Genomic DNA, 10,710 nt, shown 5'->3' on the forward strand with positions numbered 1-10,710 from the left:
GCATATTTTGATAAGCTGGAGCAACGGCCACACCGACTTCACCGATTTGTGGTGTAATCTTTTGAATCGTCACTACACCAAGGCATTCCGTCGTTTTGGCAATTAAAAATAGGTGTTCTGTCGACTCATAAATAACGGCTAATTGGTCCGCTAATTGATCGCTAGATAACGTATAAAGCGCGGGATCAAAATAAACGGTATCACTCACCTGACGCATTTGGTTGATAAACTCCAAAATAATCGCGGCATCTTCTGGAATGGCTTTTCGAAAACTGACTTCCATCATGCAAATTCCATAATGCGCTCATAAAACGCCTGTGCACGTACACCTTCGATCTTAAAAGTGAGATGACGGATGGTATCGTCGAGATCATCTTTCGTTAAGATGATTTCTAAAAAATCTAATGGAAGTTCTTCTAGCTGACGCCCCCATTCGACTACAGTCAACCCATCCCCTTCAAAATAATCATCTAGTCCCAATTCATCAGATCCCGAAACAACGCGATAGACATCCATGTGATAAAGAGGTAAGCGTCCACTCTCATATTCACGGATAATCGTATAGGTTGGACTTTTGATCATTTGCTCAATTCCTAGGCCCTTTGCGATTCCTTTAGTAAATGTCGTCTTGCCCGCTCCTAGATCACCAGTCAATAGTAATACATCTTGTTTATTTGCTACTTGGCCTACATGTGTAGCAAATGCGAGTAATTCATCGATTCCTTGTAAGCGCATAAAGCATCATCCTTTCTTTTCTTGCGATGAAAAAAGGAAAGTTCATCAACTAGAACTTTCCTTTTACTTATTTAGCTATTTAGGGTTTGTGCTGCTGTAATAATCGATAGTTTGTACACATCTTCTTCATTACATCCACGAGACAAATCAGAAATTGGTTTATTTAAACCTTGTAAGATTGGTCCGATCGCTTCGAAGTTCCCAAAGCGTTGTGCAATTTTGTAGCCAATGTTTCCTGATTGTAAATCTGGGAATACAAAGACGTTGACGTGTCCTGCGACTTCTGAATCAGGTGCTTTTAAGTTTGCTACGGCTTGGCTATATGCTGCATCAAATTGTAATTCACCATCGATTGCAAGTTCTGGTGCCAATTGTTGTGCAATTTTTGTCGCTTCCGCTGTTGCGTCTACTTGAGGCGCTTTAGCAGAACCTTTTGAAGAAAAGCTTAGCATCCCAACTTTAGGATCGATATCAAATAATTGCGCAGTTTCTGCAGAAGCAACGGCGATTTCCGCTAATTCTTGTGGTGTTGGTGCAACGTTGATCGCGCAATCTGAGAAGATATATTTTTCTTGCTCGTTTCCACGCATCATTAAAAATGCACCACTTGTACGGCTGATTCCTGGTTTTGTTTTAATGATTTGTAATGCTGGACGTACAGTATCTCCTGTAGAATGGATCGCACCAGAAACTAGACCATCTGTAATGCCCATGTACGTTAACATCGTACCAAAGTAATTTTCGTCTTTTAACAATGTTTCCGCTTGTTCACGTGTCACTTTACCGTTACGTCGTTCAACAAACGCATCGACGATTTGTTCCCAACGACCACAGTTGTCTGGATCATAAATCGTTAAGTCTGAGATATTGATTCCGCGTGTTTTCGCTGCTTTTTCGATTTCCTCGCGTTTTCCAATCAATACAGGTTCAATCAATTCTTCTCCGTTCAAACGTGCCACTGCACCTAGGATACGTGTATCTGTTGCTTCTGGGAACGCAATTTTAATTCCGCGACGTACGATTCTAAATTTTAAACTATCAAATAATTCCATTAGTGAAAACCCTCCATTTTTTACACATCATTCTCACTTATCATACACTATCTACACGAAAAAAAACAGTTTTTTCCTCCTGTATTACTATTTGGTAAGAAAGTAATGATAACTCTTTAAATCATTGATACGAACTAATCAGGAATTTGCCAATCGATTGGAGTTTGACCTAATTTTACCAACGTGTCGTTTATAGTGGAAAATGGCCGTGATCCAAAAAAACCTCGATAAGCCGATAATGGACTTGGATGTGCCGCTGTAATAATTTTGTGTTTTTGTGTATCAATTCTTTGGCTTTTTTTCTTCGCAGATCCACCCCATAAGACGAAAACAACTGGAGTTTGGCGTTGATTTAATGCATCAATAACAGCATCTGTAAACTGTTCCCACCCTTTTTTCTGATGCGAATTGGCTTGATGTGCTTCAACTGTCAATACCGTATTGAGCAATAAGACTCCTTGTTTGGCCCATGCATGTAAATCGCCATGTGTCGGGGGAGTGACATGCAAATCATCTTGCATTTCTTTGTACATGTTTCGTAAAGAAGGCGGAATTTTTTGGCCCTTTGTAACCGAGAACGCTAATCCATTTGCTTGGTGATCATTATGATAAGGATCTTGCCCTAAAATAACGACCTTAACTGCTTCATAAGGTGTTTGATGAAGTGCTTCAAAAATCAACTCACGAGGTGGAAAAACTTGGGTTGTTTGATAGGCTTGATCCACAAATGTCTCTAATTCACGCATCTTAGTCGTTTGACAGATAGGTGCTAAAACATCTGACCAGGTATTATTCGCCATAGAATCCGACTCCTTCATCGTGCCACCCTTGATTGACTAATGCTTGTTTTTCACCGGCGTTAAACGTATAGTGATGCGTTCCAGTTTTCGCATTAGGATTATAGACACGCAAGATCTCTTTTGCTCCGGTTGAGTAAAAACTGATTCCTTCTGCTCTCCATCCAACTGAGACTAGATGATTGACTTCTTGTTGTTGCGTTGTGTAATGATGGTCGCCACTATTTGGATTGTATACGCGATATACAGGATCCCCAGTCAACGAAGTATGCCACGCGATGCCCTCATAGCGCCATCCAACTGTAACCAAATGTTGTTTTTCATTCGTATCATACGTATAGAAATGCTCACCACTATTTGGATTATATAAACGATAAAGCGCGACTGAATCAGCTGACGGCTGATCATATTGTGTTAGATCATAACTTTCGATCAAACGATTCAATTTTTGATTGTACTGTGGATCAGTTGCATATTTGCCAGTTAAAAAAGCGGTCGCATCTTGGTAAGTGGGCGCATTGCTTTTCCAAGCACCCGCATAATAATACACTCCCGGTGAAAAAGAGCGCGTCTTTAATTTATGCACATTATCTAGTAATGATTCATTGTAAGAAGGATACTTTTTAAACGCCGCATTGACTTTAATCCATTTATTGTTTACAAACTCCGAGGTTTCGATCATGACAGAGGCGCCGTTATAGTCTCCTTTGATTCCAAAAAGATTATGATTGGGTGGTGAAGCTAGCTTGCTTTGGCCCCAATTACTTTCAAGAATCGCTTGTGCAATCATGACTGAAGCATATAAATCATTATCTCCTGCTAAAACTCGAGCATCTTCTCCAACGCTTTCAATAAATTGTTGTTGTGCAGGTGTCGTCGCTACACTTGCAGCTTCACTTATAATAGGTGAGGTTGCATACATGCCAATTCCCAAACCAATCGCAACCGTCGTAAGCATTAATCGTTTTTTCACGTCATCTCTTCCCTTTTCTATAATCATTTTTCTAACTTTCTTCTTTATGGTACACTATCTTTGTCTACCGATGCAATTAAAAAAGGGAAGTGAATGGATATGTCTGAGTATTTTATCCAAGAACAACGTTTAGGAACAAACACCCAAACAATCGTTAAAAATCGTGAGGGACGCGCACTTTATTTATTGATCGGACACTGGGGAAGTAAAAATGACGTTTTATCTTTATACCACATGGATGGTGCACTAGCAGCTCGAGTAAAACAAACGAGTATGTTAGTAGGTAGACGCTTTGATTTGTATCTAGATGTTCAAAAAGTCGGGACGTTAAAAAAAATATTTAATTGGCCTGGTGATTTTTATTATATCGGTCACTTGCACTGGGCAGTGTATGGCAATATCTATCATCATCAATACGCTATCCGTCACTTCAAGCGGCAAGTGATGACGATGGATAAACGACCATTTTTAAAAGAAAATTATTATGTCTTAACGATTGATGATCCAAGAGACGCTCCGCTTTGTATCTGCATTGCGGCTATTATGGATTATTGGCTTTATAATCGAAAAAAAGAGGCTGAACCCTATTTCATTCAACCTCAATTTGCTTAGCTTAGGCTAAGCTTTTTTTGCATGTGGTCATAGGTATGTCCACTTAGTTGCTGTATCGTCACCACCCGATACCCAAATCGTTCATATAATTTTTTGGCTTTAGGATTTTTTTGATCACAACATAATCCAATGTACTCATAGCAACTTTGCTGCGCTGTTGTTTCAACACTTGCAAGTAATTCTTTTCCAATACCTTGACCACGATAATCTGCTGCGACACAAATCGAATCTAAATACCACTCATTTGGCAATGTTTCTGGATCCGTAAATAAAGCAGATGGCTCTGCAATGTGATGTTTTTGTGCGATTGTTTTCCACGCATTATCGATAGCTTGCTCGTCAGCTGCTGGATATCCAAATGCTACTCCAGCGATTTTTCCTGCAACTTCTTTGACGATCGCACGCGTTTCACTATATCGATACGTCTCATCTTCCATCGCTTCAACGACGAATTCTAATAACTCGTTTTTGGTATAACGAGACACTAATGGAAGCTCCATATCACAAAAGATAACATACACTAATTCTGCCATTTGCTTACGATCTGCTGGTACTGCTTGTCGAATCATTTTTTTATTCCTTTCTATTTTAAACTAGTCCTTATTTTACTTTCTTGATATACTACATGAAGAAAAGGAGGTTTTGGCATTGAAGATACTTTATATTTCAATCTCGGGAAATACCCGCTCGTTTGCAACGCGCTTAAAAGCTTACGCGGATGCACAGGATACTCCATTTTCGCTAAAAGAGATCCACGACAATACACCATTTACCAATGAAACAGAACCCTTTGTCGTCTGTGTTCCTACCTATTTGGAAGGTGGTAATGGAATCGATTCTGGGGATCAAGAGATTTTAACAGAAGCGATGCGTGACTATATCGATTATGGCGATAATGCTCATTATTGTAAAGGGATTATCGGAAGCGGTAATAAAAACTTTAACAATCAATATTGTTTGACTGCGAAACAATACGCTGCCCAATTTCAAGTTCCGTTTCTCGGTGATTTTGAATTGCGCGGTATGCAAGATGAAATCGAAAAAATCTACCATGCGATTTTGAGCTGTTAACTTATCCACATCCAATGGATTGCTTAAAAAGTTTCACACCAAATAAAGTCATGATTCAATCGAGATCGGCGAAGATAGACTTCTTTTCTTAAAACCGAATCCTAAAAATTATTTGATTGTGAAACATCTTAAAAGGCTTTTTCAATAAGTCTTGACAAATAAAAAAACCAGATCGATTCGTTTTAAACGAACAAATCTGGTTTTTTTTCATTTAGTTTACGGCTTTAAAAAAAGAATCCCGGCTATATTGCTTCCCTGCTAAAATATCATACGTGATCATTTGATAATCACGAAAAATTGCCGCTTGTTCTGTCGTAAGCGTGCGTGTTGCTTCCCAATTTCCTTGTTGATAACTTTGATTGTTTTCTTCAGCTGGTAAAAATTGGGCAACTTGGTGTAACAATTCGTAAAAACCTGAGATCGATAATCCTTGATTGACTAATAATTCTGGCGCAAAATAGTATGGACTAAGCACTAAGTCAGTTTGATTCGAAAGAGCCTGTTTCGAATCAAAAAACATAAAGTCCGTTAAATGCATTTGTACGTCTTCATTTTGTGCTTTGATCGTGTCATCATAAATTCCTGGCAGATGATCGCCCCAGAAAACCACAAGCGTTCGTTTATCTAAAGTCTTTAATTCTGCTAAAAAATCCACAAAAGCTTCACTACTGATATGGATATCTTCCAAATAATCTTCTGCTGCAGTTGAATCAAAGCCTTCCATTTTATAAGGATGATTGTCGTATTTTGTTCCATATGGCATATGCGTTTGCATCGTGACTAGATGGACAAATTGTGGGACGTCAGTTTCTTTTAACTGGTCGACGACTTTTTCGTAGGCGCTTTGATCTGAAATATATGGATTGTTTTCTTGACGAATCGGTTCTTCAAAATCCGTTTGATCATAAAAATGGTCAAATCCCAATAAAGTGTACACTTCTTTTCGTTTATACATCGACGTATCATAAGGATGGATAGCTGTCGTTTCGTATTCTTGAGCATTTAAAAAGGATACAATCGAAGGCAATGCTTCAAGCTTAGGTACTAACATTGTATAAGGCGTGGTCATTTGAGGTGCAAGCAAACTCATCGAAAATCCCGTCAGTGCTTCAAATTCGATATTTGCGGTCCCTCCTCCATAACCTTGAGAAAGCATTTGTCCAGAAATCGTCGTTTGTTTTTGTTCACGATAACGAGTCAAAGGATCTGTAGGCAGTGTGATCCCGTTTAAGCGTGAAGGATCTGAAAAACTTTCACTCATCACGTATATGATATTCGGTTTTTCCTCACTAACACTTTGCGCCTTTGCTTGTGTGTTATAACGGGCGACGATATCTTCAATCGCTTCTTGTGAATAGCCCTCAACTTCTTCCATCGCTGGGACGAATAAGTTATATAAAAAACCACCCACAAATCCCACATTATAATAATTCATTTCTTGAGAATACGGAATCCATAATGCCGTTTTGTTATATGCTTGACGCATTATGTTGCCTTCTTGATTAAACTGACTTAAACTCACTAGCCCAAATGACGTCACACAGAGTACACACACTCGTTTGACCTGAAACCATTTTGGTCGTTTTAAACTTAAGATCAGTTGGCACATGACCAAAAACAAAACGATCACAGCACCGATAAACAGCAACCAAAAGAGCCAATTCGGGATCAAATCGCGAAACATTTGAAATTGAAACATCAAGCGAATGTCATCAGGATAGAACGGTTCATTGCGGTAATTCATTTTTTGACTCGTCACAAATCCTGCAAGTCCGATCATAAACACATAGACGAAACTTCCGACTTTATATGACCCTAAAAAAGCACTTAAGAAAAAATAAAGTATCGCCAAAAAAACACTACCTAGTAAAAATTTTTCTGTATGCCATTCAAATGCAAATTTATAAGCCAATTCTAGCGAAAAATGATTTTGGCACCATTGTAAATAAACATGTGAACTAAAAATAAGCAAGCATGCTAGCAGCAGATGAAGCCATCTGTTAAGAAAAGATGTACGATACATCACGATCACTCCTAAATCAGAGAATAAAAAAAAGAGGAAACATTGCTGTTTTCCTCTCGACGTTGTTGACAGAGTCTTCCCCAAAACTCCTGTAATGTTATTATAAGACAATCATGAAATTGTTGCAAATAAAATCCTGTTAAATTCTAAAAAATAACAGTAGAAACTTTAAGATCAGTGTTATTTTTACTTCCAAAAATCATCAAAGATCGTAATTGGTAAGTGACGTTTGTGTTGTGTTTTCCCCCACCAACGTTCGATGGTTTCTTGATCTTCTAAACTAACCGTTTTGCCTTCTAGATAATCATCGATCGCATCATACGTTACACCAAGTGCGACTTCATCGGCCACTAATGGACGGCCATCTTCCAAATCTGCAGTGGGGATTTTGGTATACAATGCTTCTGGTGCACCAAGTTCTTTTAATAACGCCTTTCCTTGACGCTTGTTTAAGCGAAATAAAGGGAGAATATCTGCCCCTCCATCCCCATATTTAGTAAAAAATCCAGTGATGTTCTCAGCTGCATGATCCGTTCCTAAAACAGCTCCGTTACGTTCACTTGCAATCGCATATTGTGAGATCATTCGTTGGCGTGCTTTGATATTGCCTTTATTAAAATCACTGACCGGAATTCCCGTATCTGCAACAGCTTGGACTTGTGCATCGACAGCTTCTTTGATATTCACACGAACATCGATATCTGCTTGAATAAATTCTAACGCGCGTTTAGCATCTGCTTCATCGGCTTGTTCACCATAAGGTAAGCGTACGGCGATGAATTGGTAGTTAGGATTACTTGTTTCATTTCGCATTTCTTCAATCGCTAATTGTGCCAAACGTCCAGCTAATGATGAATCTTGACCACCACTAATGCCTAACACGAATGTTGTTAAAAAAGGATATCGTTTTAAATAATCTTTTAAAAAATCAATACTTTTACGAATCTCTACTTTTGGATCAATTGTTGGTTGAACGCCTAATTCAGCGATAATTTCTTGTTGTAATGTCATCTATCTTTCCCTCCAAATCCTTATTCTGCTACTTTAAAGCGTTGAACATTAGATCTTACTTCTTCGATCAAACGCATCTTATGGTTCCAGCATTCTTGTGACAAGTCAACTGGATACGGTTGCGGATTTAAATCGCGTTTGTATTCATCCCATAGCGAATCTAAACTCGCTTTTGAGTAGGCTTTAATCTCTTCTAAGACTGGCAATTTGTAAACGAGCGTCCCTTTCTTATAAATATCTAACAGTAACGGACGTGCGTGAAAATCCTTAATTGTTTTATTGATAAACGTATGCACCGGATGGAACATAAAAAGTTCTGGCTGCATCCGAGGGTCCTCGTCCCAAAGCGTAATATAATCACCTTCTGATTTCCCGTTAGAACGTCTCGTAATACGCCAGATTTGTTTCTTGCCTGGAGTTGAGACTTTTTCAGCGTTACTTGATAGTTTGATTGTATCGACCATTTGACCTTGATCGTTTTCCATCGATACCAATTTATACACTGCACCTAATGCTGGCTGATCGTATGCGGTGATCAACTTCGTGCCCACGCCCCAAACATCGATTTTTGCCTTTTGCATTTTCAAACTTAAGATCGTACTTTCATCTAAATCATTTGATGCAAAAATTCGTGCGTCTTTAAAGCCTGCTTCGTCAAGTTGTTCACGAACTTTTTTTGAAATATACGCCATATCGCCACTATCGATTCTCACACCTAAAAAGTTGATTTGGTCTTTCATCTCATTGGCTACTTTGATCGCATTCGGAACACCTGAACGCAAAGTATCATAAGTGTCGACTAAAAAAACACAATCGTGATGCGTTTTGGCATATGCCATAAAGGCATCGTAATCATTGCCATAAGATTGAACTAATGAATGCGCATGTGTCCCACTGGCTGGAATCCCGAAGATTTTACTTGCTCGGACATTACTTGTTGCATCTGCTCCACCAATAAACGCTGCACGTGTTCCCCAAATAGCCGCATCCAATTCTTGTGCACGACGGGAACCAAATTCTAATAACGGATCATCCCCAATGACTGATTTGATACGCGCAGCTTTTGTCGCGATCAATGTTTGGAAATTTACCATATTCAATAAAGCTGTTTCAATCAACTGTGCATGTGCGATCGGGCCTTCCACTTGAATTAAGGGCTCGTTGTTAAAGACTAATTCCCCTTCTTTGACTGCACGAACGGTACACGCAAATTTAAATTCACGTAAATACGCTAAAAAACCTTCTGAATATCCACCGACTTCACGTAAATACGCTAAATCTGTTTCGGTAAATGTTAAATTTTCTAAATACTGCACTAAACGTTCAAGTCCAGCAAAAATCGCATAGCCATGTTGAAACGGCATGTCTCTAAAGTAACATTCAAACACAGCATGACGATCCGCTCTGCCTAATTCCCAATATGTCTGCATCATATTGATTTGATAAAGATCAGTATGTAGCGTTAAACTATCATCTGTATAGATATTTTGCATGCGTGCAACTCCTCTTTTTTAATCTTTCCTTATTTTATAACAGATGGATTGAAAAAAGAAGTAGAAATGTTTCGCTTCATCTATTCCCAATGATTCATTGTGAGTTTTTTTCATGCTATACTGATCTCACATAAGATTGGAGGAACTGATCATGGGAGTATTCGATGGACTTTTAGGTAACAATACAAAAGCAAATACAGCTAAGGTGACACATGAATTGCAAGCGATTTTGATTGCAAATGAAACAGTCGATTTAGCATTCACTTTGATTCGAGACTTAGTCGTCTTTACAAACAAACGTTTGATCATTGTCGATAAACAAGGTGTAACGGGTAAAAAAAGTCAGTACCACAGTATTCCCTATCGCAGTATTTCACACTTTAGTATTGAAACAAGTGGTCATTTTGATTTAGACGCTGAACTAGATATTTGGATCTCTAGCGCGATGGAACCGACAATCAAATTGCCTTTTCGAAAAGATGACAGCATCCTCGCCATCCAACAAGCTTTAGCAACAGCTGTATTGCATTGTGAACTACTCGTTGCTGAAGCAACAGAGCTTCTGGGAACAGAGCATACTTGATGTTTAACTTTCTAAACAACAGCGGTTTCTCCTATTAACCATGGCGTACTACATTGTTGATTGTAGGATGTCCCGTACCAATGCCTTTAACGTTAGGCAAACGCTTTGTTCAAGATATTGATACTAGCATTAATGTCTCTATCATGACGTGTTCCGCAATGAGGACAAGTAAATTCACGAATACGAAGTGGTTTTTGTCCAGTATTCTCACCACATGCGGAACAAATTTGGCTCGTATAATGAGGGGAAACAATCACTAATTTTTTACCATACCAGTCACACTTGTATGGTAAAAAATTAGTGATGGTTTCCCCTCATTATACGAGCCAAATTTGTTCCGCATGTGGTGAGAATACTGGA

At 38.8% G+C, this 10,710-nt stretch carries 13 protein-coding genes and 1 pseudogene; 4 read left to right on the forward strand and 10 right to left on the reverse strand.

Features of this window, described 5'->3' with window-relative positions:
* The 5 genes and pseudogenes from QZ413_RS01755 to QZ413_RS01775 form a co-directional block, all read right to left on the reverse strand.
* A pseudogene (locus QZ413_RS01755) lies at nucleotides 1-283 on the reverse strand (GNAT family N-acetyltransferase); the annotation flags it as partial.
* Nucleotides 283-735 carry a tRNA (adenosine(37)-N6)-threonylcarbamoyltransferase complex ATPase subunit type 1 TsaE gene (gene tsaE, locus QZ413_RS01760; RefSeq protein WP_297075614.1) on the reverse strand — a complete coding sequence of 151 codons (453 nt, stop codon included), beginning with the start codon at nucleotides 733-735 and terminating at the stop codon, nucleotides 283-285. The gene tsaE and the pseudogene QZ413_RS01755, both read right to left, overlap by 1 nt.
* A gap of 71 nt (nucleotides 736-806) precedes the next feature.
* Nucleotides 807-1,787 (reverse strand): phosphate acetyltransferase, encoded by a 981-nt coding sequence (gene pta, locus QZ413_RS01765; RefSeq protein WP_297075617.1) that lies wholly within the window; start codon nucleotides 1,785-1,787, stop codon nucleotides 807-809.
* A 134-nt stretch (nucleotides 1,788-1,921) separates the two neighbouring features.
* Nucleotides 1,922-2,605, reverse strand: a complete 684-nt coding sequence (locus QZ413_RS01770) for a uracil-DNA glycosylase (protein ID WP_297075620.1) — start codon at nucleotides 2,603-2,605, stop codon at nucleotides 1,922-1,924.
* Nucleotides 2,577-3,506, reverse strand: coding sequence for a glycoside hydrolase family 73 protein (locus QZ413_RS01775; protein WP_297075646.1), 930 nt, complete (start codon nucleotides 3,504-3,506; stop codon nucleotides 2,577-2,579). The genes QZ413_RS01770 and QZ413_RS01775 overlap by 29 nt, the downstream gene beginning before the upstream one ends.
* Nucleotides 3,507-3,656: 150 nt before the next feature.
* Here QZ413_RS01775 and QZ413_RS01780 point away from each other — a divergent pair, with 150 nt between their 5' ends.
* Nucleotides 3,657-4,169 (forward strand): LURP-one-related/scramblase family protein, encoded by a 513-nt coding sequence (locus tag QZ413_RS01780; protein WP_297075624.1) that lies wholly within the window; start codon nucleotides 3,657-3,659, stop codon nucleotides 4,167-4,169.
* On the opposite strand, the gene QZ413_RS01785 is transcribed toward QZ413_RS01780, so the two are convergent.
* Complete coding sequence (locus tag QZ413_RS01785) at nucleotides 4,166-4,738, reverse strand: GNAT family N-acetyltransferase (protein WP_297075627.1); 573 nt, start codon at nucleotides 4,736-4,738, stop codon at nucleotides 4,166-4,168. The two genes, QZ413_RS01780 and QZ413_RS01785, sit on opposite strands and share 4 nt — an antisense overlap.
* 79 nt (nucleotides 4,739-4,817) lie before the next feature.
* Here QZ413_RS01785 and nrdI point away from each other — a divergent pair, with 79 nt between their 5' ends.
* Nucleotides 4,818-5,240: a class Ib ribonucleoside-diphosphate reductase assembly flavoprotein NrdI gene (gene nrdI, locus QZ413_RS01790; RefSeq protein ID WP_297075634.1), complete on the forward strand. Its 423-nt coding sequence runs from the start codon at nucleotides 4,818-4,820 to the stop codon at nucleotides 5,238-5,240.
* 211 nt (nucleotides 5,241-5,451) lie between these two features.
* Here the strand turns inward: nrdI and QZ413_RS01795 are convergent, their stop codons facing one another.
* The 3 genes from QZ413_RS01795 to QZ413_RS01805 all read right to left on the reverse strand — a co-directional run bounded on the left by QZ413_RS01795 (nucleotide 5,452) and on the right by QZ413_RS01805 (nucleotide 9,767).
* Nucleotides 5,452-7,263 carry an LTA synthase family protein gene (locus QZ413_RS01795; protein ID WP_297075636.1) on the reverse strand — a complete coding sequence of 604 codons (1,812 nt, stop codon included), beginning with the start codon at nucleotides 7,261-7,263 and terminating at the stop codon, nucleotides 5,452-5,454.
* Nucleotides 7,264-7,449: 186 nt separating this feature from the next.
* Nucleotides 7,450-8,274: an ammonia-dependent NAD(+) synthetase gene (nadE, locus tag QZ413_RS01800; protein ID WP_297075638.1), complete on the reverse strand. Its 825-nt coding sequence runs from the start codon at nucleotides 8,272-8,274 to the stop codon at nucleotides 7,450-7,452.
* Between the two features lie 20 nt (nucleotides 8,275-8,294).
* Nucleotides 8,295-9,767, reverse strand: a complete 1,473-nt coding sequence (locus QZ413_RS01805) for a nicotinate phosphoribosyltransferase (RefSeq protein ID WP_297075641.1) — start codon at nucleotides 9,765-9,767, stop codon at nucleotides 8,295-8,297.
* A gap of 151 nt (nucleotides 9,768-9,918) precedes the next feature.
* Between QZ413_RS01805 and QZ413_RS01810 the strand changes: the two genes are divergently transcribed.
* Nucleotides 9,919-10,350: a PH domain-containing protein gene (locus QZ413_RS01810; protein WP_297075644.1), complete on the forward strand. Its 432-nt coding sequence runs from the start codon at nucleotides 9,919-9,921 to the stop codon at nucleotides 10,348-10,350.
* 92 nt (nucleotides 10,351-10,442) lie between these two features.
* On the opposite strand, the gene QZ413_RS01815 is transcribed toward QZ413_RS01810, so the two are convergent.
* Complete coding sequence (locus QZ413_RS01815; protein ID WP_367117287.1) at nucleotides 10,443-10,655, reverse strand: RNA-guided endonuclease InsQ/TnpB family protein; 213 nt, start codon at nucleotides 10,653-10,655, stop codon at nucleotides 10,443-10,445.
* Between QZ413_RS01815 and QZ413_RS10365 the strand changes: the two genes are divergently transcribed.
* Nucleotides 10,633-10,710, forward strand: a 78-nt coding sequence (locus QZ413_RS10365) for a zinc ribbon domain-containing protein (RefSeq protein WP_367117288.1), incomplete at its 3' end; no start/stop codon positions are given. The genes QZ413_RS01815 and QZ413_RS10365 overlap by 23 nt on opposite strands.

The organism is uncultured Enterococcus sp. (genome assembly GCF_913775425.1).
Taxonomy (GTDB): domain Bacteria; phylum Bacillota; class Bacilli; order Lactobacillales; family Enterococcaceae; genus Enterococcus_G.

Excerpts from the sequence above, each read along its gene's own strand:
- tsaE (WP_297075614.1), bottom strand. The coding sequence starts at position 735 with ATGCGCTTACAAGGAATCGATGAATTACTCGCATTTGCTACACATGTA.
- pta (WP_297075617.1), bottom strand. The coding sequence starts at position 1,787 with ATGGAATTATTTGATAGTTTAAAATTTAGAATCGTACGTCGCGGAATT.
- QZ413_RS01770 (WP_297075620.1), bottom strand. The coding sequence starts at position 2,605 with ATGAAGGAGTCGGATTCTATGGCGAATAATACCTGGTCAGATGTTTTA.
- QZ413_RS01775 (WP_297075646.1), bottom strand. The coding sequence starts at position 3,506 with ATGTATGCAACCTCACCTATTATAAGTGAAGCTGCAAGTGTAGCGACG.
- QZ413_RS01780 (WP_297075624.1), top strand. The coding sequence starts at position 3,657 with ATGTCTGAGTATTTTATCCAAGAACAACGTTTAGGAACAAACACCCAA.
- QZ413_RS01785 (WP_297075627.1), bottom strand. The coding sequence starts at position 4,738 with ATGATTCGACAAGCAGTACCAGCAGATCGTAAGCAAATGGCAGAATTA.
- QZ413_RS01795 (WP_297075636.1), bottom strand. The coding sequence starts at position 7,263 with ATGTATCGTACATCTTTTCTTAACAGATGGCTTCATCTGCTGCTAGCA.
- nadE (WP_297075638.1), bottom strand. The coding sequence starts at position 8,274 with ATGACATTACAACAAGAAATTATCGCTGAATTAGGCGTTCAACCAACA.
- QZ413_RS01805 (WP_297075641.1), bottom strand. The coding sequence starts at position 9,767 with ATGCAAAATATCTATACAGATGATAGTTTAACGCTACATACTGATCTT.
- QZ413_RS01810 (WP_297075644.1), top strand. The coding sequence starts at position 9,919 with ATGGGAGTATTCGATGGACTTTTAGGTAACAATACAAAAGCAAATACA.